The sequence below is a fragment of the Rhodococcus sp. BP-261 genome (assembly GCF_019835205.1).
Classification (GTDB): domain Bacteria; phylum Actinomycetota; class Actinomycetes; order Mycobacteriales; family Mycobacteriaceae; genus Rhodococcoides; species Rhodococcoides kyotonensis_B.
The window spans coordinates 27,002-46,529 of record NZ_JABUCO010000015.1 but is presented as its reverse complement, the minus strand read 5'-3'; the positions used below and the strand labels follow the sequence as shown (position 1 = coordinate 46,529).

General features: G+C 66.4%; 20 protein-coding genes. 11 read left to right on the top strand and 9 right to left on the bottom strand.

The genetic code is table 11. The annotated features are described in order from the left end of the window. Window positions 1-34: 34 nt before the first annotated feature. The 6 genes from HQ354_RS16725 to HQ354_RS16700 form a co-directional block, all read right to left on the bottom strand. Window positions 35-919, bottom strand: coding sequence for a biotin-dependent carboxyltransferase family protein (locus tag HQ354_RS16725; RefSeq protein ID WP_222635210.1), 885 nt, complete (start codon window positions 917-919; stop codon window positions 35-37). Next, window positions 916-1,518: an allophanate hydrolase subunit 1 gene (locus tag HQ354_RS16720; protein WP_222635209.1), complete on the bottom strand. Its 603-nt coding sequence runs from the start codon at window positions 1,516-1,518 to the stop codon at window positions 916-918. Before HQ354_RS16720 ends, HQ354_RS16725 begins: the two co-directional genes overlap by 4 nt. Further along, window positions 1,518-2,276 carry a LamB/YcsF family protein gene (locus HQ354_RS16715; RefSeq protein ID WP_068423129.1) on the bottom strand — a complete coding sequence of 253 codons (759 nt, stop codon included), beginning with the start codon at window positions 2,274-2,276 and terminating at the stop codon, window positions 1,518-1,520. Before HQ354_RS16715 ends, HQ354_RS16720 begins: the two co-directional genes overlap by 1 nt. Window positions 2,277-2,369: 93 nt before the next feature. Then, window positions 2,370-3,248: a metal ABC transporter permease gene (locus tag HQ354_RS16710; protein WP_068423126.1), complete on the bottom strand. Its 879-nt coding sequence runs from the start codon at window positions 3,246-3,248 to the stop codon at window positions 2,370-2,372. Further along, window positions 3,245-4,081 carry a metal ABC transporter ATP-binding protein gene (locus tag HQ354_RS16705; RefSeq protein ID WP_068423123.1) on the bottom strand — a complete coding sequence of 279 codons (837 nt, stop codon included), beginning with the start codon at window positions 4,079-4,081 and terminating at the stop codon, window positions 3,245-3,247. Before HQ354_RS16705 ends, HQ354_RS16710 begins: the two co-directional genes overlap by 4 nt. 38 nt (window positions 4,082-4,119) lie before the next feature. Continuing rightward, complete coding sequence (locus tag HQ354_RS16700; protein WP_068423121.1) at window positions 4,120-5,100, bottom strand: metal ABC transporter solute-binding protein, Zn/Mn family; 981 nt, start codon at window positions 5,098-5,100, stop codon at window positions 4,120-4,122. A 127-nt stretch (window positions 5,101-5,227) separates the two neighbouring features. Between HQ354_RS16700 and HQ354_RS16695 the strand changes: the two genes are divergently transcribed. After that, window positions 5,228-6,316, top strand: a complete 1,089-nt coding sequence (locus tag HQ354_RS16695) for a LacI family DNA-binding transcriptional regulator (RefSeq protein WP_068423118.1) — start codon at window positions 5,228-5,230, stop codon at window positions 6,314-6,316. A gap of 77 nt (window positions 6,317-6,393) precedes the next feature. On the opposite strand, the gene otsB is transcribed toward HQ354_RS16695, so the two are convergent. Next, the gene (gene otsB / locus HQ354_RS16690; RefSeq protein WP_068423115.1) at window positions 6,394-8,943 is read right to left on the bottom strand and encodes a trehalose-phosphatase; all 2,550 of its coding nucleotides are present in this window, start codon (window positions 8,941-8,943) and stop codon (window positions 6,394-6,396) included. Between the two features lie 74 nt (window positions 8,944-9,017). Continuing rightward, a complete protein-coding gene (gene kstR, locus HQ354_RS16685) occupies window positions 9,018-9,698 on the bottom strand; it encodes a cholesterol catabolism transcriptional regulator KstR (protein ID WP_068423112.1) in 681 nt (226 codons plus the stop codon). Between the two features lie 92 nt (window positions 9,699-9,790). Between kstR and HQ354_RS16680 the strand changes: the two genes are divergently transcribed. The 6 genes from HQ354_RS16680 to HQ354_RS16655 all read left to right on the top strand — a co-directional run bounded on the left by HQ354_RS16680 (window position 9,791) and on the right by HQ354_RS16655 (window position 16,628). Next, the gene (locus HQ354_RS16680; RefSeq protein ID WP_068423109.1) at window positions 9,791-11,875 is read left to right on the top strand and encodes an acyl-CoA dehydrogenase family protein; all 2,085 of its coding nucleotides are present in this window, start codon (window positions 9,791-9,793) and stop codon (window positions 11,873-11,875) included. A gap of 137 nt (window positions 11,876-12,012) precedes the next feature. Next, window positions 12,013-13,026, top strand: a complete 1,014-nt coding sequence (locus tag HQ354_RS16675) for an acyl-CoA dehydrogenase family protein (protein ID WP_167676421.1) — start codon at window positions 12,013-12,015, stop codon at window positions 13,024-13,026. Then, on the top strand, window positions 13,011-14,162 hold the full coding sequence (locus tag HQ354_RS16670) for an acyl-CoA dehydrogenase family protein (protein WP_222635208.1): 1,152 nt from the start codon (window positions 13,011-13,013) through the stop codon (window positions 14,160-14,162). Before HQ354_RS16675 ends, HQ354_RS16670 begins: the two co-directional genes overlap by 16 nt. Continuing rightward, entirely contained in the window at window positions 14,159-15,079 is a 921-nt protein-coding gene (locus HQ354_RS16665) for a bifunctional MaoC family dehydratase N-terminal/OB-fold nucleic acid binding domain-containing protein (protein WP_068423098.1), read from the top strand. The genes HQ354_RS16670 and HQ354_RS16665 overlap by 4 nt, the downstream gene beginning before the upstream one ends. After that, complete coding sequence (locus HQ354_RS16660; protein ID WP_068423095.1) at window positions 15,076-15,456, top strand: MaoC family dehydratase; 381 nt, start codon at window positions 15,076-15,078, stop codon at window positions 15,454-15,456. The genes HQ354_RS16665 and HQ354_RS16660 overlap by 4 nt, the downstream gene beginning before the upstream one ends. Further along, complete coding sequence (locus tag HQ354_RS16655; protein ID WP_068423092.1) at window positions 15,453-16,628, top strand: lipid-transfer protein; 1,176 nt, start codon at window positions 15,453-15,455, stop codon at window positions 16,626-16,628. Before HQ354_RS16660 ends, HQ354_RS16655 begins: the two co-directional genes overlap by 4 nt. On the opposite strand, the gene HQ354_RS16650 is transcribed toward HQ354_RS16655, so the two are convergent. After that, entirely contained in the window at window positions 16,594-17,328 is a 735-nt protein-coding gene (locus tag HQ354_RS16650) for a FadR/GntR family transcriptional regulator (RefSeq protein WP_254303444.1), read from the bottom strand. The genes HQ354_RS16655 and HQ354_RS16650 overlap by 35 nt on opposite strands. Before the next feature lie 316 nt (window positions 17,329-17,644). On the opposite strand from HQ354_RS16650, the gene HQ354_RS26030 reads away from it, so the two are divergent. From HQ354_RS26030 to HQ354_RS16630, 4 genes are all read left to right on the top strand, one after another. Further along, complete coding sequence (locus HQ354_RS26030) at window positions 17,645-17,758, top strand: hypothetical protein (protein WP_167674241.1); 114 nt, start codon at window positions 17,645-17,647, stop codon at window positions 17,756-17,758. A 36-nt stretch (window positions 17,759-17,794) separates the two neighbouring features. Then, complete coding sequence (locus HQ354_RS16640) at window positions 17,795-18,304, top strand: gluconokinase (RefSeq protein ID WP_084423613.1); 510 nt, start codon at window positions 17,795-17,797, stop codon at window positions 18,302-18,304. Between the two features lie 150 nt (window positions 18,305-18,454). Then, window positions 18,455-18,757 (top strand): WhiB family transcriptional regulator, encoded by a 303-nt coding sequence (locus tag HQ354_RS16635; RefSeq protein WP_068423077.1) that lies wholly within the window; start codon window positions 18,455-18,457, stop codon window positions 18,755-18,757. A gap of 76 nt (window positions 18,758-18,833) precedes the next feature. Further along, window positions 18,834-19,517, top strand: coding sequence for a DUF2637 domain-containing protein (locus HQ354_RS16630; RefSeq protein ID WP_222635207.1), 684 nt, complete (start codon window positions 18,834-18,836; stop codon window positions 19,515-19,517). Window positions 19,518-19,528: the final 11 nt, after the last annotated feature.

Below are 19,528 nucleotides of genomic sequence, written 5' to 3'. Positions count from 1 at the left end.
GCGCCCGTGCGTGGTTGGTTGCACCAGGGTCGAACTATCCGCGCACGGGTGCCGCAGGCGCCCACGGACGCGGACGGAAACGCAGGCTGTCGCCAGGCCTGAGCTGTCCGAGGACGGGCAGGTCCTCGGACGCGACGACACCGATGACGGGATAGCCTCCGGTCACCGGATGGTCGGCGAGAAACAGCACCGGCTTGCCGTCGGGAGGGACCTGCAGCGCGCCGGGAACCATGCCCTCGCTGGGCAATTCGCCTGCAATCGCTCTTTCCAGAGGTCGATCGCCGTCGAGCCGTATGCCGACGCGGTTCGAGTCCGACGTGACCGACCAGTGCTGCTGATAGAGCAGGTTCACCGCGAGTTCGGTGAACCAGTCGGCGCGCGGGCCGAGGATGACCGAGGCGACTGCTTTCGCACGTTCGGGAGGCGGGGCGAAATCGATTGCAGGCCATCCCGATACGTCGCATCCGACTGCGACGACGTCGCCCGATTCGAGAGGCGACGGCCCGAGCCCCGACATCGTGTCGGTCGACCTCGATCCCAACACGGGCTCCACATCGAATCCGCCACGTATCGCGATGTACGTTCGTAGCCCGAATGTCGGTGTGCCGACGGCCAGTTCGTCGCCATCGGCAAGATCGAGCGTGGTGTAGAGAGCATCCGGTGTGCCGTTCACGGTGATGGGGCCTTCGGCGCCCGTGACGGCGATCGACGCGTGACCGTGTACACGCGCACGGAATCCGCCCATGGTCACTTCGAGGGTCGCGGCATCGACGGCGTTGCCCACCAAACGATTTGCTGCATCATGCGCACGAATGTCGGCTGCCCCCGACCGTCCGACGCCGATCGACGAGTATCCGACCCGACCTCGATCCTGGATCGTGCACAACGGCCCGGGTTCGAGAATCTCGATCGCCGTCATCGCGCCTCGAACCGGACGGTCACCCCGGGGCACAGAAGGGCCGGTGGTTCGCGCTGTGGGTCCCACAGAACCGCGTCGGTTCTGCCGATCAGTTGCCAACCGCCAGGGGAGCTGCGCGGATAGATTCCGGAGAATTCACCGGCCAGGCCGACGGCTCCGGCGGGAACCGTCGTACGCGGGGTTGTTCTTCGGGGCACGTGCAGGCGGTCGGTCGTGCCGACGAGATATCCGAATCCAGGTGCGAAACCGCCGAACGCGACGGTCCAAGTCTGTTCGGTATGAGCCGAAATCACCTCTTGCGCAGACATTCCCATGGCGTCGGCGACGTCGCCCAGATCCTCGCCGTCGTAGGTGACGGGAACGACTACCGGTTCGGCATCGGACGTCGCGTCGACGTCGGCGGGCTCGGTGCTGCGAACCCATGAGACGACGCGATCTCGGTTTCCTGTGTGTCGCACCAGAATCGTTCGCGCCGCCGGGACCAGGTCTTCGACGTCGTCGATTGCGCTCGCGGCCAAGGCCCGATGCCACGTCATCGTCTCGGCGAGGTTCTCGAACTCGACGAGAAGGGCCCTGTCCCCGCAATCGTGCTCGATCATCAGACGAAGGCGGAGATGTCGATGTCGTTGTCGGACAGGATCTTCTGGATGGCAACGGCCATCTCGACGGCGCCGGGTGAATCACCGTGCACACAGATCGATTCGGCGTCGACGGCCACGGTCGATCCGTCGACCGCCTCGACGACGCCTTCCTGAACCATCCGCAGTACGCGTCGTGCTACTTCTGCCGGATCCGTGAGCACGGCACCGTCGTTCCGACGGGACACGAGTTCGCCCGACGGCGTGTACGCGCGGTCGGCGAATGCCTCGGTCACCGTGCGCAATCCGACGGCACGGGCCTCGTCGAGGTAGACGGAACCCGGTAGGCCGAGGACGGGAAGCGTCGGATCGTAGGACCTCACGGCGTCGACGACGGCCCGGGCTTGCTCGCGGTGCGTCACGATCGCGTTGTACAGCGCACCGTGCGGCTTGACGTAGGCGATCGCCGAACCCGACGCCTGCGCGAGGCCGTCGAGCGCGCCCATCTGATAGAGAACGTCCGCGGTGAGATCCGACGGGTCCATGTCGATGAAGCGGCGGCCGAACCCGGCCAGATCTCGATAGCCGACCTGAGCCCCGATGCGCACGGCGTTCTCGGTGGCCGCGCGGCATGTGTCGAGAATGGTGCGGGGATCGCCCGCGTGGAAGCCACAGGCGACGTTGGCGCTGGTGACGACGGACAGCACGGCATCGTCGTCGCCGAGTTTCCAGGTGCCGAAGCTCTCGCCGAGGTCCGAGTTCAAGTCGATGGAAGGCATCGTGGACAAGTCTAGGTCGGAAGCACTACCAGCGAGGGCGGCCTTCGGTCACTCTGAGTGACCGAACGTGACATTCGGTCACGACAGGGGAGATCAGGCCGACAGAACCCGCCCCGAATTCGCTTTCCGACGCGACCCGATGGCCCGGCAGACCAGGTAGATCACGAACGAGATGGTGGTGACGAAGGTCGAGACCGGGACCCCGGGGGCGAGGGACAGCAGAATGCCGCCGACAGCTGCGGTCTCCGCGAACGCGATCGACAGCAGCGTCGCCTTCAGCGGGCTGGCGGTGACGCGAGCGGCGGCTGCGGCAGGCGTGATCAGCAGTGACAGCACGAGCAGCGCTCCGACGATCTGTACACCGAGAGCGCAGGCGACGCCGACCAGCACGGCGAAGACGACAGCCAAGCCGCGAACCGGGACGCCACGAGCGAGAGCGACCTCCGGATCGGTGCTGGCGAAGAGCAACGGTCGGTAGACGATGGCCAAGACGACGAGGACGACGGCAGCGCAGATCAGCAGCAGCTGCAGACCGCTCTGCCCGACGCCGACGATCTGGCCGATCAGCAGCGAGAAGCTCGTCCCGGTTCGACCCGGATACAGCCAGATGAACAACACCGACAGGCCGAGTCCGAAGGACATGATGACGCCGATGACCGAGTCGCGATCGCGGGCCTTGGAGCCCAGTAGCGCGAACATGATGGCCGCGACGACCGAACCGACGATCGCACCGAGGCCGACGGTGATGCCGACGAGCAGCGCCGCGGAGGCACCCGTCAGCGACAACTCCGACGACCCGTGCACGGCGAACGCCCACTGCCTGCTGACGATCAGCGGCCCGAGCGCACCCGCGAGCAGACCGAGGATGGCGGCAGCGATCAGCGCGCTCTGGACGAAGTCGTAGCTCAGCAGGTTCGCGGTGGTGCTGAAGTCGAAGATCTTGGAGAAGGCGTCGGTCACCTTGTCGTTCATGCCGGGTTCGTTCCTGGTGTCTCTGGCGTGGGCGGGTGGTGGGCGCCTGCGGTTCCGAGCGCATCGATGGAATCTCCGGTACCGACGACGACGAGTCGCCCGCGCACGTGCAGTACCTCGACCTCGGTGCCGTACAACTCCGACAGCACCTCGGTGGTCATGACCTCCGTGGGTGTCCCGATGCGGAATCTGCCGTCGACGATGTACACGATCCGATCCACGAGCGGCAAAATCGGATTGATCTCGTGGGTGACGAACAGGACCGCGGTGTCGTGCTCCCGGCGTCGGCGATCGATCAGTCCGGACACGAGTTGTTGGTTCGCGAGGTCGAGGCTGAGCAGGGGCTCGTCGCACAGCAGAACGGACGGATCGCCGACGAGCGCCTGCGCGATCCGCAGTCGTTGCTGCTCGCCGCCGGACATCGTGCCGACGGGTGCACCGGCGAACGCGCCTGCATCGACCTGGTCGATCGCGTTCTGCACGATGCGTTTGCGCTCGCGCATGCCGCGGAGTCCGACGCCCCACTGGTGGCCGTCCCAGCCGAGCCCGACGAGGTCTCTTCCGCGCAGGGGGAGACCGTCGTCGATGCTGCGTTGCTGAGGGACGTATCCGACGCCGGATTGCCCGCGACGCACGGGCTCGCCCGCGATCGTGGCCGTACCGTGCGTCAGGTGGTTCTGGCCGAGCAGGACCTTGAGAAGCGAGGTCTTGCCCGACCCGTTGGGGCCGAGGATCGCCACGAACTCACCGCTTTCGACGGTGAGGTCGAGGTTCTGCCACAGCGTGCGTTCGCCGAACGCCAGACCGGCGTCACGCAGTTCTACAGCAGACATGTTCTACAGCTTTCCAGTAACCGGCCGAGCCGGCCGAGTCAGGATGCGCTCAGCGCAGCCTGGAGATCCTGCGCGGCCTTGGTCTGCCACTCGATGTACGTCATGCCCTCGGGGAGCGTTTCGGTGACCTCGACGACGGGGACGCCCGCTGCCTCGGCCGTCCTGCGAATGTCCTCGGTGACCGAGTCGACGGTCTGCACGTTGTAGACGAGCGCCCGGACGGAGTTCGACGCGAACAGATCACGCGTCTCGGCGATCGACGCGGGTGACGGGTCGTTGCCTTCTTCGATGGCGTTCTTGAAGTCGTCCGGGGTGACGTCGTCGAGCCCGGACGTCTCGATCAGGTAGTGCGCGATCGGCTCGGTCTGCGCGACGGGTGCGTCCGGATGGTCCGCGGCGATCTTCGACGTGACGTCGGTGATGCCGTGAACCTGGTCGTGGAACGTCTCGGCGTTGGCGGTGTACTGCGCGGCGTTGTCCGGGTCGAGCTGGCCGAGCTTCTCCGCGATGGATTCCGCGGTCGCAGCGGCGACTTCCGCGTCGTACCAGACGTGCTCGTTGTTCTCGCCGTGGTCGTGGCCGTGATCGTCGGCGGGCGCCTGCGTGGATTCCTCGTGCGCATGATCGCTGTCCAACAGGTCGTACGCGTTCACCGACGGGACGTTCTTGCCTTCGCTGCCGAGGATGTCCTCGATGAACTCGTCGTATCCGCCGCCGTTGTAGACGACGAGCGATGCTTCGGCGACCTTCGCGGCGTCGCCTGCGCTCGCTTCGTACGAGTGCGGGTCGGCGGACGGGTCGGCGATGATCGAGTCGACGGTCGCCAGATCGCCTGCGACGGACTGCGCGACGCTGCCCCACACGTTGGTGGACGCGACGATCGTGATCGGTCCGTCGACCGGCGATGCGGGCGCCGAACCCGAGCTCTCGGCGTCGTCGGAGCTGCAGGCGCCGAGCGTGAGAGCCGCGGCGCAGGTCAGACCGAGCACGGCATAGGTGTTACGGAATTTCGGTCGCACGGGGTGCTCCTCGAGGCTACTTATAAACGCAATTGGAAACCGTTTCCGTTGTACTCTAGCGACCGACGGTCCGAGGATCGAATCGGTCAATTTTCACAACCACCGCCTTTGCGGCTAACGTCCCCGTATGTCCAGGTCGAGGGAGCCGCGTCGCCCCGCTACGTTGGCGTCGATCGCCGCCGAGTTGAAGGTGTCCCGCACCACGGTGTCGAACGCGTACAACCGGCCCGATCAGTTGTCGCCTGAGCTGCGCGAACGCGTCCTCATGGCAGCGAAGAGACGCGGATACGCGGGACCGGATCCTGTCGCCCGCTCACTGCGCACGCGCAAGGCGGGAGCCGTCGGCCTGCTGCTCACCGAAGCGCTCAGTTACTCGTTCCGCGACCCGGCTGCGATGGCGTTCCTCGCCGGTCTCGCGGAGTCGTGCGAGGCGGCCGGCCAGGGTCTGCTGCTCATCCCTGCGGGCCCCGATCGCGACGACACCGGGGCTGCCGCCGTCGTCCAGCAGGCCGGTGTCGACAGTTTCGTCGTCTACTCCGTCGCCGACGACGACCCGTACCTCGCGGCCGTGCGCGAACGGCACCTTCCCATCGTCATCTGCGACCAGCCTCGCGGTGTCCCCGAGGCCGCCCTCGTCGCCATCGACGACCGTGCCGCGATGAAGTTGATCGCCGAACAGGTCATCGCCCTCGGGCACGAACACATCGCCGTGCTGTGCATGCGGCTCGGACGCGACCGCCGCGACGGCGTCGTACCGCCGAAGCGCCTGGAAAACAGCCACTTTCACGTGCAGCGCGAGCGCATCGCCGGGGTGCACGAGGCGATGGAGGAAGCAGGTCTCGATCCGAAGACGCTGACCGTCGTCGAACGATTCGAACACAACAAGCGCTCGGGACATTCGGCTGCGGCGCAAGCACTTCAGGCGAATCGCGACACGACGGCGCTGCTGTGCACCACGGACGTCCTCGCGCTCGGTGCGCTGAATTTCGCGAAGGTGTCGGGCATCGACGTGCCGCGACAGCTCACGGTCACCGGGTTCGACGGCGTCGAGGACGCGATTCGCGACAACGTCACCACCGTGCGGCAGGACGCCGAGGAGAAGGGTCGACGCGCGGGCACGCTACTGCTCTCGACGTCGCATTCCGGCGTCATGGCGACAGAGATCCTGCCGACCGAACTGGTCAAGGGGCGGACGGCCGCTGCGCCGCCGAGCTAGCGAGAATCCCACGCATCGATGCGCCGCGGCAACCGTCTACAGGATGCCGCGGGCCATCGATGCCGAAATGGGCGCGCTCAGGCACTCAACAACGCCGCACACCGCAGCAGCCCGAGGTGGCTGTACGCCTGCGGGTGATTGCCGAGGGACCGTTCGGCGACGGGGTCGTACTCCTCGCTGAGCAGACCCGTCGGCCCGGCAGCGCTGACCAGTTGAGCGAACAACGCCTCCGCCTCCGATCGCTGCCCGATGAGGAGGTACGCCTCGACGAGCCAGGCCGCGCAGAGGTGGAAGCCGCCCTCACCGCCGGGGAGACCGTCGTCGTGGTGGTACCGGTACACGGTCGAGCCGCTGCGCAGCTCGGCCTCGGTCGCGGTGACCGTCGCGGCGAATCGGGGGTCGGATGGGTCGATCAGTCCGGACAGTCCGATGTGCAGCGTGGCCGCGTCGAGGTCGGTGCCGTCGTAGGCGGCGGTGAACGACTGGACCTCGTCGTTCCAGCCCTGGTCCAGAACCTCGGCGCGGATGACGTCGCGCAACGCCTGCCAGCCGGGTTCGATCTCGCGGTCGAAGGAATTCGCGAGCATGAGTGCCCGGTCGAGTGTCATCCACCCCATCACCTTCGAGTACACGTGGTGACGCGGGTTGCCGCGGATCTCCCAGATGCCGTGATCGGGTTCGGACCACCGGCGTTCGACGGCCTCCACCATCGCACGCACGAGTGACCAATCCTCTTCGGAGAGAGCCTCTTTGCCGTGCAAACCCTGGGCCTGACGGGCGTGGGACAGCGTCGAGACGAGGTCGACGATCGGGCCGAACACGTCGAGCTGCACCTGCTGGTTCGCCGCGTTGCCGACGCGTACCGGTCGGGATCCTGCGTAGCCGGGCAGCTCGTCGATGACGGCCTCCGGCGGGAGTCCGAGACCCCAGATCGTGTACAGCGGGTGCAGACGCTCGGGACCCGGAACCGATTGCAGCACACCGTGAATCCAGGACAGGTAGTTCTCGGCTTCGTTCAGCGACCCGACGCCCACGAGGGCCGACGCGGTCAGGGCTGCATCGCGGAGCCAGCAGTAGCGGTAATCCCAATTGCGGACGCCGCCGATCTCCTCGGGCAGTGACGTCGTCGCAGCGGCCATGATCGATCCGGAGTCGGCGTGCACGAGCCCGCGGAGCGTCAGCGCCGAACGCTTCATCAGGTCGCGCTTGAGCGGTGGCAACGACAAACCGCCGACCCAGTCGCGCCAGTAGCTCTCGGACAGCTCACGGCGCTCGGGCTCGGACAGGCGTGCCGGGCCCAGATCGTCTGTACCGAGGCGCAATTCGAGAACGACGGGACCGTCGGTGGGATCGATCTCGGCATGCGCCGTCTGCTGCGCGCCGTCGGAGACGACGTTCCACTTGACGCCGGGGCTGCGCAGCACCATCGCGTCGGCGGTGCCGTGGATGCGGAGACCGTCGGTCTCGGGTTCGAGTCGGACCCAGACCTTTCCGAACTCGGGACGAGGCGCGAACGTCGCGACGGCGGTCGCCTTGCCGGTGACGACACGCGTCAACGCGGTCTGGCCGGTCGGAACGTCGTGTGGCAGATAGTCGGTGACCTGCAGGCTCGACCACTTCGTCTGTACCGTCATCGTGCTGTCGACGTACTGCTGACTCAGCGGCAGTGCGGCTCGCGTCGGCCCGATGCTGAAGTGGCCCGCGCCGTCGCCGCCGAGGAGGTGGGCGAAGATCGCTGCCGCATCCGGTTCCGGATGACAGAGCCACGTCATCGTCGCGTCGGGAGTCACCAGTGCGACGGCGTTCGGGCTGGCGAGCATCGTCAGACGCTCGATGCGCGGTGCGTCGGCACCCGAAAGCCATTGGCGTCGCTGCTCGAGCAGGAACGCGAGCGCGAGGGACACCTGCTCGGTGTTCTCGATGCGGAACTCCGCCGCCGTGTCGCCGGTGCCGACCTTGACGCCGATGTCGGGGCCGTGCAGCCGCGCGAACGCCTTCTCGTCGGTGACGTCGTCGCCGAAGAAGACCGCCGCCGTCGCAGCTTCCTGGTGACGCAGAATGTCGAGCGCTGCGCCTTTGTCGGTGACGATGACGGCCAGTTCGATGACGGCCTTGCCTTCGGTGACCTGCACACCCTCCCGTGTCGCGACGCCCTCGCGGACCGCGGCGAGGGCTCGTTCCGCGTCGCCGGCTTCGGCGTTGCGCACGTGCAGAGCGGCACTTGCAGGCTTGGTTTCGACGCTCACACCCGGGAAGCGGGCAGCGATCGACTTCATCTCCTCCGAGATGATCGCGAGCAGGTTCTTGGCCTTGTCGTCGATGGCATGGATGAAGCCGACGTCGAATTCGCTTCCGTGACTTCCGACGAGGTGGACCTCGGCCGGAAGCCGGGACAGCGTCGCCAGATCACGCAGCGCGCGGCCGGAGATGACGGCCGCGGTCGTGGCGGCGAGCGTCGCGAGGCCACGCATCGCGTTGACGGACTCGGCGTGCGGAAACGCCTTGTCCGGATCGGACACGATGGGCGCCATCGTCCCGTCGTAGTCCGAGGTGACGAGCAGTCGTGGCGTTCTGGCCACGCCGATCAGGGCGCGGCGAAGTTCCAGCGGCAGATCCTGTGCAGTCACGGGTTCAAACCTAGGCGATGGCGGCGAGTCCGGCTCACCCGGACGTCACCCGCTGATGGTGCGTCGCCCAGGCGTCAGTCGAGCGCTCTGCCGTTGCCGAGGAGAAGGTCGACAGTCAGTTCGAGCCGTGCCGCGACGTCGGTGGCCGAGGATCGACGCGTCAACCACGCCACCAGATTCGACAGCCACACGTCGCTGATGACGCGAGCGATGCTGAGCTGCAAGTCCGTTGGCTCGCCGTCGCTCATCGCCTTCGCGAACAGCCGGTCCATCAGGCGACCGACCTGATCGACCTCGGCGGCGGCGGACGCGTCGGCGAACATGAAGGCTCGCGTCATCGCCTCGGTGAGGAGCGGATCACGCTGCATCGCCCGTGTGATCTGCCCCAGGATCAGGTGCATGCGCTCCTGCGGGGTCTGACCGGGCGGGAGTTTGCGACGGGAGTCGATCTTCTCGAATTCCCGTGCGAGCGCGGACACCAACAGGTGCACCTTCGACGGGAAATAGCGGTACAGAGTTCCGACGGCGACGTCGGCCCGTTCCGCGACAGCGCGCATCTGCACGGCCTCGTAGCCACCTTTGGACGCAAGGGCGAGGGTGGCGTCGAGAATGCGCTTGCGACGCTCGCGCTGTGCGGCGGAGCTCAGGTCGTCGTCGCTGAGAACGCCGACGGAACGCAGCGGCGTCGGTGTCGACGCCGGGGCTCCGTTCTTGTCGGCGGGCTCGGAGACGCCCGGCCGAGATGATGAGGTCATCTTTGGTTTTCCTTCGTACCTCGAGCTTGACCAGCTAGCGTATTAGAACACGTTCTAGCAGTTCAAGTCATCTCGAGAGCTGGGGTTTCACTGTGACGATTGCCACGACCGAGGACCAGCGTGATGCCCAGAAATCGGTGCGATCGTGGGTGTCCCGGACAACACCGATAGTTACTTTACGCGCCGACGAAACGGCAGCGTGGCGCACCTCATGGCGTGGGCTGGAGGAGCTCGGCGTGTTCTCGGTCGCGGTGCCCGATGATGCAGGCGGGGCGGGCGGTACCGTCGTCGACCTGGCCGCGATGGTCGAGGAGATCGGCGCGGGCCTCGTCGGGGGACCCGTCGTGGCGACGGCCGTGTCGGCGATCGTCGGAGCGGGTGACGGCCCGTGTGCGCTCGTGCTGCCGCCCGAGAGGGCCACGAGCCGAAGTCAGGACGGCGTGCTCGTGCTGGACGGGCAGTTCGACGTCGTGTCCGGCCTCGCGGACGGCGTCGACGTTCTGGTTCTTGCTTCGACCGACGCCGGGGAGCGGTGGTGTCTCGTCGCCGCGGACGCCCCCGGCGTGAAAGTCGAGGTGATGGTTGGCGTCGACCGCAGCACGCCGGTCGGGAGGTTGACGCTCACCGCGGCGCCGGCTCGGGTGGTGCGCGACGTCGATGTCGATCACGTCCGCGATCTCGCTGTGACGCTGTACGCGGCCGAGGCCGCAGGCGTCGCGGGCTGGTGTCTGCGAACCGCCGTCGACCACGCGAAGACGCGCGAGCAGTTCGGCGCCGCGATCGGCAGCTTCCAGGCGATCAAGCATCTGTGCGCCGACATGTTGTGCCGCGTCGAGCAGGCACGGGCTGCAGCGTGGGACGCCGCCGTTGCGGCCGACACGGACACGGCCGAATTCGCTCTCGCTGCCGCCGTCGCCGCCGCGGTGTGTGTCGACGCGGCCGTCGCGACGGCCGAGGATTGCATTCAGGTGTTGGGCGGAATCGGCTTCACGTGGGAGCACGACGCGCACTTCTACCTGCGTCGGGCGCTGTCGCTGCGGCAGCTGCTGGGAGGCGCGTCGTGGTGGCGCCGACGGGTGACCGAGCTGTCGCGTGCCGGCGTGCGACGTCAGCTCGCGGTCGATCTCGGCGACACGGCCGAGGTACGCGACGCAGTCAGAGTCGAGGTCGACGCGATCTCCCGTGCCGACGATCCACGCGTCGCGCTGGCCGAGTCCGGCTTGGCGGCTCCGCACTGGCCGAGCCCCTACGGCCGGGATGCGGGAGCAGCCGAGCAGCTGCTCGTCGCCGAGGAACTTGCGTCGGCCGGTCTGTCGGCTCCGGACTTGGTCATCGGGTGGTGGGCCGTGCCGACGATCCTCGAGCACGGAACCGCCGAGCAGATCGACCGATTCGCGCGGCCGACGTTGCGCGGCGACATCACGTGGTGCCAGCTGTTCAGCGAACCTGAGGCGGGATCGGACCTCGCGTCGCTGCGCACGACCGCCACGCAGGTCGACGGCGGCTGGCGGTTGCGCGGGCACAAGATCTGGACCTCGCTCGCGCGCGACGCGGACTGGGCGATCTGCCTGGCCCGCACCGATCGCGATGCACCCAAGCACAAGGGGATCGGCTATTTCCTCGTCGACATGCGCACGCCCGGTATTCGCATCGAACCGTTGCGGGAGATCACCGGCGACGCCGTCTTCAACGAGGTGTTCCTCGACGACGTCGTCGTTCCCGACGACTGCCTCGTCGGGCGGCCGGGTGACGGGTGGCGGTTCGCTCGGACGACGCTCGCCAACGAGCGGGTCGCGATGAGCAGCGGATCTGCCCTCGGTTCGGCGCTGGAGGACGCGATCACCGCGACGAACGACGCCGACGACGCGGTGCTGGGCGACCGGCTGGGCGGCCTCATCGCGGAGGGCCAGGTCGGCTCGGTCCTCGAACTTCGCACCGCGTTACGACGCCTCGGCGGTCAGGATCCGGGTCCGGAATCGAGCGTCGCCAAACTCGTCGGCGTCGTGCACCGGCAGGACCTGGCCGAGTTCGCCCTGGAGGCCGCCGGACGTGCGGGCGCGGTCGAAGGACCGCTCGCGAAGGAGATGTTGCTGACGCGCTGCCTGTCGATCGCGGGTGGTACGACCCAGATTCTGAAGACCGTCGCGGCCGAGCGGATTCTCGGTCTGCCGCGGTAGTGCGGCTTCGCGGCCCGTGCGCGGATAGTCGGTCCAGAGATCAACTATCCGCGCCCGGGTGGCGCAGCCACACCGATCGGTGTTAAAAATAGAACACGTTCTACTCGTTTCCTTCGACGGTAGGCAGGTACTCGAACGTGGATTTCGCGAGAGAAGAGACCCAGACGACCGTGGCCGAGATGGTCACTGCGCTGCTCGCGCGCGGCGAGCCGAATCTTCACGACGCGATGGCGGACGCGGGTCTGTTCTCGATGCTGCTCCCGGAATCGCTGGGCGGTGACGGTCTCGGGGTGCTCGACGCGGCGGCCGTGCTCACCGAACTCGCCGCGGCGGCGGCAGTCGGCCCGGAGCTCGCGACGATCGGATTCGGCATCGTTCCGCTTGTCACGCTGGCCGATCCGAGTCTCGTCGAACGCATCGTGACGCCGGGCTGCATCCTGACAGCCGCACTGATGGAACCGGGCAGTGCTTTCCCGACGCGGCCCTCGACGAAAGCCGAACAGGACGGCGACGGCCTCCGCATCACCGGCAAGAAGATCGCCGTTCCGTACGCTGAGCACGCGAGCCGCATTCTGGTGCCGACGTCGTCGGGTGTCGTATTGGTCGACCCGGCCGCGGACGGTGTCCACGTGACGCGCACTCCCGCGTCCGGCGACGATCCCGAGTACGCTGTCGAATTCGACAGGACTGCAGGTGAATTCGTCACGAACGATCTTGCGGGGCTGCACCGGTGCGCACTCGCGGCGATCGGCGCCGTGGCCGACGGTCTCGCGGCAGGCGCAGTGGACCTCACCGCGCGCCACCTCGCGCATCGTCGTCAGTTCGGCAAACCGTTGGCGACGTTCCAAGCGGTCGCAGGCGAGATCGCCGATGTCTACGTCACCGCCCGAACGCTGCACGTCGCGGCCGCGTCGGTCGCATGGCAGGCGTCGACGAACAGCCCCGGCGACGACAGCGACGTGCTCGCGTACTGGATCGCGAACGAACTACCGACGGCCATGCAGATGTGCCATCACCTGCACGGCGGGGTAGGCGTCGACGCCACGTACCCGATGCACCGATACTTCTCGGCTGCACAGGATCTCGCTCGCTTCGTCGGCGGAGCTTCGTATCGACTCGACCTCGTGGGGGCGGCATGTTCGTCGAACTGACCGAAGAGCAGACCGAACTGCAGGCCGAGTCGCGGCACTACTTCGCCGATCTCGTCAGCGAAGCCGACGCCGAGACCATGATGACCGAACGGCATGGTCCGACCTACCGCCGCATCGTCAAGCAACTTGGTTCCGACGGCTGGCTCGGAGTCGGATGGCCGAAGGAGTTCGGTGGCCGCGGTTTCGGTGAGGTCGAACAGTCGATCTTCGTGAACGAGGCTGCGCGAGCAGACGTTCCGTTACCCGCGGTCACGCTGCAGACCGTCGGGCCCACTCTGCAGAAGTACGGAACCGACGCCCAGAAGGACAAGTTCCTGACGGCGATTCTCGCGGGCGACGTGCACTTCGCGATCGGGTACACCGAACCGGACGCGGGCACCGACCTCGCATCGCTGCGCACGACGGCGGTGCGCAACGGTGACGAGTACATCGTGAACGGCCAGAAGATCTTCACCACGGGTGGCCACGACGCCGACTACATCTGGCTCGCGGTGCGCACCGGGCCTGCGGATTCGCGCCACCGCGGAATCTCGATGCTGATCGTCGACACGACCGACCCCGGCTATTCGTGGACACCCATCATCACGTGTGACGGCGCCCATCACGTCAACGCCACGTACTACTCGAATGTTCGTGTGCCGGTGAACATGAGGGTGGGCGAGGAGAACGAGGGCTGGCGACTGATCACGACGCAGCTGAACCACGAACGGGTCATGCTCGGACCGGCCGGTCGCATCGCAGGTCTGTACGAACGGGTGCGCGAGTGGGCGCACGCGCACGATCTGCTGGGCGAACCCGACGTGCGACGAGCGCTGGGCGACATCCACGCCACGTCTCGCATCAACGAACTGCTGAACTGGCAGGTCGCGTCCAGCGGCGGCGACGCCGTCGACATCGCCGACGCGTCGGCCACGAAGGTGTTCGCCACGGAACGTGTCCAGCGAGTGGGCAGGCTCGCGACGGAGATGGTCGGACGGTACGGCGATCCGACGGACGCCGACACCGCGCACCTCATGACGTGGTTGGACAAACAGGTCAAGCGCAACCTCGTCATCACGTTCGGCGGCGGCGTCAACGAAGTGATGCGCGAGCTGATCGCGACCGCGGGCCTCGGATTGCCCCGGGTGATCCGATGAGCGAGGAGATTCTGGAGGCCGCGAAAAAGATTGCTGCCGAGGGTGAGTCGTCACCACGTCACGGACGCGACCCGATCAATCAGCCGATGATCAACAACTGGGTCGAGGCGATCGGCGACACCAACCCCATCTACGTCGACGCCGGCGCTGCACGTGCCGCCGGTCACGACGGCGTCGTCGCTCCGCCCGCGATGGCGCAGGTGTGGACGATGGGCGGGCTGCACCGACCGCGATCGGGCGACGACCCGCTCGGCCGGATCATGGACATTCTCGACGACGCGGGCTTCACGTCGATCGTCGCGACGAACTGCGAGCAGACCTACCATCGCTATCTCCGCTTGGGAGAAGAGGTTTCACTGCGGTCTCGACTCGACACCGTCGTCGGACCGAAGAAGACCGGCCTCGGGCTCGGGTGGTTCGTGACGGTACTGAACACGTGGTACGTCGGGGAAGAACCTGTCGCGGACATGGTGTTTCGGGTCCTCAAGTTCGCGCCGGCGGCCTCCGACGCCTCGGCGGTCCCCTCCGATCGGATTCGACCGGTCGCCTCGCAGGAGACCGAATTCTTCTGGGAGGGAACGAAGATCGGCGAATTGAGAATGCAACGGGTGCAGGACGGCTCGCTCCGGCACCCGCCGATTCCGGCGATCTGGCAGGACAAGAGCAAGCCCGTCGACTACGTTGTTGCGAGCGGTAAGGGGACGGTGTTCAGCTACGTCGTTCATCATGCGCCCGCGGTGCCGGGCCGGACACTGCCGTTCGTCGTCGCGCTCGTCGAACTCGAGGAAGGGGTGCGAATGCTCGGAGAGTTGCGGGGAGTCGAACCGTCCGATGTCGCAATCGGTTCTGCGGTACAGGTCGAATTCGTTCGGATCGACGACGATCTCACGCTACCGGTCTGGCGGGCAGTCGGATGATCGCGTCGGTCGGTGACGTGCTGCCGGAACTGCAGATCACGGCGGATCCCACGTTCGTCGTGTCGACTGCGTTGGCCACGAGGGACTTTCAGGACGTTCACCACGACCGCGACAAAGCCGTCGCGCGCGGATCGAAGGACATCTTCGTCAACATCCTCACCGATACGGGACTCGTTCAGCGGTTCGTCACCGAGTGGGCCGGTCCGTCGGTCGTGCTGCGTTCGATCGCTCTGAAACTCGGTGTGCCCTGGTATGCGTACGACACGCTGACGTTGTCGGGGAGTGTCACGAAGGTCGAGGACGGCGAGGTCACCGTCGACGTCGTCGGGAAGGACTCCCTCGGGGACCACATCGTCGCGACGGTGAGGCTGGCATGAACGCGTTGTCCGGCAGAGCCGCGATCGTCGGGGTCGGTGCGACCGACTTCTCCAAGAACTCCGGGCGCAGCGAACTTCGACTGGCTGCAGAGGCCGTGACCGCGGCGTTGGACGACGCGGGATTGAGTCCCGACGACGTCGACGGCCTGACGACGTTCACGATGGACACCAACACGGAGACGGCCGTCGCGAGGGCCGTCGGCATCCCGAATCTGACGTTCTTCAGCCGCATTCACTACGGCGGCGGTGCCGCGTGCGCAACGATCCAGCAGGCCGCGATGGCTGTTGCGACGGGTGTCGCGGACGTCGTCGTCGCGTATCGCGCGTTCAACGAACGGTCGGGCGCTCGCTTCGGCCAGGTTGCAGCGCATCTCGCGCAGGTCCCGACGTCGTCGGGCGTCGATGCCGGGTGGTCGTATCCGCACGGGCTCGGCACGCCCGCGTCGATGGTGGCGATGATCGCGCGTCGCTACATGCACGTCTACGGCACGACGAGCGAGGACTTCGGACGCGTCGCGGTCGCCGACCGCGCACACGCAGCGAACAATCCTGCTGCTTTCTTCCACGGCAAGCCGATCACGTTGGACGACCATCAGAACTCGCGATGGATCGCCGAACCGTTGCACCTGCTCGACTGCTGCCAGGAATCCGACGGCGGTGTCGCCCTCGTCGTGACGTCGGTCGAACGCGCGCGGGACCTGCCACATCCGGCAGCGGTCGTCACCGCCGCGGCGCAGGGGAGCGGCGCGGATCAGTACATCATGACCAGTTACTACCGGGATGCGATGACAGGTCTGCCCGAGATGGGGCTCGTCGGAGATCAATTGTGGGCGCAGTCCGGGCTCGGGCCGTCGGACATGCAGACCGCGGTTCTCTACGACCACTTCACGCCCTACGTGCTGATGCAGTTGGAGGAGTTGGGGTTCTGCGGACGCGGCGAAGCGAAGGACTTCGTCGCCGACGGGGCCATCGAACTCGGCGGGCGACTGCCGCTCAACACGCACGGCGGGCAGCTGGGCGAGGCCTACATCCACGGAATGAACGGAATCGCGGAGGCAGTACGCCAGATTCGCGGCACGTCGGTCAATCAGGTATCGGACGTCGACCACGTGCTCGTGACCGCGGGAACCGGCGTACCTACGTCGGGTCTTGTTCTGTCCCAGCATCGTTAGCCAGCATCGCGGTCGACGATTCGGTCACGATCTCGAACATCGCTGCCTCGGCCGCCGCGGCGTCGCCCGCCTGAATCGACGACGCGACGAGGCCGTGCAAGCGAACGGCCTCCGGATCGGCTCGATGCGGCATCAGATCGTGACGGGTCCGGCCGGCGAGCACTTCGACGATGATGTCGGACATCGACCGCAGCATCGGATTTCCCGACGCGGCCAGCAACGTGCGGTGGAAGTCGGAATCGTGCGCCAGGTACGCGTCGGAATCCGCGGCTCGCGATGTGGCCGACATTCCGATGACCGCGGCCGTCAGCTGTCCGCACTGTTCGGGGGTCGCTCGCTCGGCGGCCAGTCGCGCCGCCAGCGGCTCGATGCCCGATCGCACCTCGCTGAGAATCGACAACTGCTCGGCTCGATTGGGCCCGGCGAGCTGCCAGCGGATCACGAGCGGATCGAGCGAGTTCCACTGGTCTGAGCTCTGGACCGTGATTCCGACGCGTCGGCGCACGGTCAACAAGCCGAGGGATTGCAGTACCCGGACCACCTCACGCACGACGGTGCGTGACACCTCGAAACGTGCGGCGACATCGTCGGCCGAAATTCTCGTGCCCGCGGGCACGGTGCCGCCCACGATGTCCAGTCCTAGCTTCTCCAGGACGGAATCGTGCAACTGCAGAAACTCCGACCCCGTTTCGGTTGCCACCGGACGATCGTGCCACGGACCAACGGTCCGCCGCATTCATAGTACGAATTAAGCATGCTCTTGCCAATCGGCATATGATTAGGCATAGTGAGCCGCATCACCGTGCAGGCACGGGCTACACCACCTCTCGATACGGAAGCGAACATGTTCACAGCACCTGCCCAGGCTGCGGGCGATCCCGCCGCGTCAGCCGATCGTCTCGGGGGCGTCGCGCTCGCCGCCCTGCCGACACTTCACCTGCCCGTCTCGCCGACCGCGAAAATCGTCGCCGTCGGCCTCGGCGCATTCGTGGCACACGAACGACGGCGAGTTCTGGTTGGCCCGAAAATTTCTGGGTACAACCGTCGAGCAGAACCCGAAGACATGGAGCGTGGTGGAATGCGTGAACTCGGTGGCAGGCCTGGCGGCGTGCCGGCGTCGAGCGTGGTGATCTGACGTGAGCTCCGAATACCCCGTTCTGGTTCTGATGGGCGTCTCCGGCTCGGGAAAGTCCACTGTCGCAGGCATTCTCGCGGGCGCTTTGAAGTGGGATCTCGAAGAAGGCGACGATCTGCATCCGGCGTCGAACGTCGAGAAGATGGCGTCGGGCGTTCCATTGACCGACGAGGATCGATGGCCGTGGCTCGAGAAGATCGCCGACTGGATCAGGGCGCACACCGCCGCGGGTGAACCGGGAATCGTCACGTGTTCGGCTCTGAAACGCAGTTACCGAGATGTGTTGAGAAATGGTTCGAACGGGAATGTGGTGTTCGTGCACCTTGCCGGATCGCGGGACCGAATCAGCGGGCGACTCAATGCGCGCATGGACCACTTCATGCCGAGTTCGCTTCTCGACACGCAATTGTCGACGCTGGAGCCGATCGAACCCGACGAGCAGGCAATCGTCATCGACGTCGGTCCGCCTCCGGCCGATGTCGCGGCCACGATCATCGCCGAAGTGGAAAGTCGGTTCGGCGACAAGGCCGGTGCTGAATGAAGCAGCGGCGCTGGTTTTTACGTATTACAAATGAATGATTGTCTTGCGAAAAGTATGTCGAATCGGAGATAGTGAACTGGTTCACGGCACTGGCCGTGCAGCAAGCTGATCACGAATTCGAGTCGGCGCTCGAGTGATGAGGAGACATCCATGGTGAGAGGTGCACCCTCTCGGCCGGTCGAACTTCCGGTTCCGTGTGCCGACGTATGGGATTGGCAACTTCACGGCTTGTGCCGCGGCTACGATTCCTCGGTCTTCTTCCATCCGGAAGGCGAACGCGGACGAGCGCGAGCGCTGCGTGAGAAAAAGGCCAAGGCTGTCTGCGGACGCTGTCCCGTTCTCGCACAATGCAGGTCGCACGCGTTGTCGGCCAACGAACCCTACGGCGTGTGGGGCGGCATGTCTGCTCACGACCGCGCCGACTACTACCGCACGGAATCGACGCCGGCCTGAGTCTCGACCGGTATGGCGGTCATTCCGCGGGCTTCACGCCTGACCTTGTCGGTGGGGTCCTGCAAGATGTCGACCCATGAACAAGGTCCTACGTGCAACGCTCGTCAGTGCGGTCGTCATCACCACGGTCATCGGCATCGCGTCGTTCGTCCTGAGTTTCGCTGCGCTGTGGGATCTGGCCACCATGGCGGGTGTGCCGCGTAGTCTGTCCTGGCTGTGGCCCGTCATCGTCGACGGCACCATCCTGCAGGCGACCATCTCGGTCATCACGCTGGCGCAGTTCGAGGAGCAACGCAGTGGTCGACGCTTCTTCTGGTGGGTCCTGGTCATCGCGGCGCTGGTCAGTATCGGCGCAAATGCGCTGCATGCGTTCATCTCTCACGCGGGTGTCCTGCATCCGGCGCTGTCCGCAGCCATCGCGACCGTTGCGCCCGTGAGTCTGCTGGCGGCGACGCACGGGCTCGGAATACTGGTGCGAATTCCGTCGCGAACACCGGAAACGGACGTAGAACAGTCGGCGGAACCGTTGTCGTGGAACGAATTCGAGCAGTTTCCCGTGAAACCTGCTGTCTCGCAACAATCGGACGCCGATCGAGTCACGGCACCGATCGCGCGCACCGAACCCGCCGCGCGCACCGAACCCATCACGCGCACCCATGCGGCTCCTGCCGAGCTCACTGCCGAGCCGCTGGAGGACGTCGACCGCTGGATTCTCGACGAGCAGCGGGTCGACGACCTGTACCCGGTCGAGGCCCCGTGACGGCGGTGACT

What these genes read in the sequence shown, in the direction of transcription:
- HQ354_RS16725 (WP_222635210.1), bottom strand. Translation starts at nt 919, where the DNA reads ATGACGGCGATCGAGATTCTCGAACCCGGGCCGTTGTGCACGATCCAG.
- HQ354_RS16640 (WP_084423613.1), top strand. Translation starts at nt 17,795, where the DNA reads ATGGGCGTCTCCGGCTCGGGAAAGTCCACTGTCGCAGGCATTCTCGCG.
- HQ354_RS16635 (WP_068423077.1), top strand. Translation starts at nt 18,455, where the DNA reads ATGGTGAGAGGTGCACCCTCTCGGCCGGTCGAACTTCCGGTTCCGTGT.
- HQ354_RS16705 (WP_068423123.1), bottom strand. Translation starts at nt 4,081, where the DNA reads ATGTCTGCTGTAGAACTGCGTGACGCCGGTCTGGCGTTCGGCGAACGC.
- HQ354_RS16670 (WP_222635208.1), top strand. Translation starts at nt 13,011, where the DNA reads ATGTTCGTCGAACTGACCGAAGAGCAGACCGAACTGCAGGCCGAGTCG.
- HQ354_RS16630 (WP_222635207.1), top strand. Translation starts at nt 18,834, where the DNA reads ATGAACAAGGTCCTACGTGCAACGCTCGTCAGTGCGGTCGTCATCACC.
- HQ354_RS16655 (WP_068423092.1), top strand. Translation starts at nt 15,453, where the DNA reads ATGAACGCGTTGTCCGGCAGAGCCGCGATCGTCGGGGTCGGTGCGACC.
- kstR (WP_068423112.1), bottom strand. Translation starts at nt 9,698, where the DNA reads ATGACCTCATCATCTCGGCCGGGCGTCTCCGAGCCCGCCGACAAGAAC.
- HQ354_RS16665 (WP_068423098.1), top strand. Translation starts at nt 14,159, where the DNA reads ATGAGCGAGGAGATTCTGGAGGCCGCGAAAAAGATTGCTGCCGAGGGT.
- HQ354_RS16695 (WP_068423118.1), top strand. Translation starts at nt 5,228, where the DNA reads ATGTCCAGGTCGAGGGAGCCGCGTCGCCCCGCTACGTTGGCGTCGATC.
- HQ354_RS16660 (WP_068423095.1), top strand. Translation starts at nt 15,076, where the DNA reads ATGATCGCGTCGGTCGGTGACGTGCTGCCGGAACTGCAGATCACGGCG.
- HQ354_RS16710 (WP_068423126.1), bottom strand. Translation starts at nt 3,248, where the DNA reads ATGAACGACAAGGTGACCGACGCCTTCTCCAAGATCTTCGACTTCAGC.
- HQ354_RS16715 (WP_068423129.1), bottom strand. Translation starts at nt 2,276, where the DNA reads ATGCCTTCCATCGACTTGAACTCGGACCTCGGCGAGAGCTTCGGCACC.
- HQ354_RS16720 (WP_222635209.1), bottom strand. Translation starts at nt 1,518, where the DNA reads ATGATCGAGCACGATTGCGGGGACAGGGCCCTTCTCGTCGAGTTCGAG.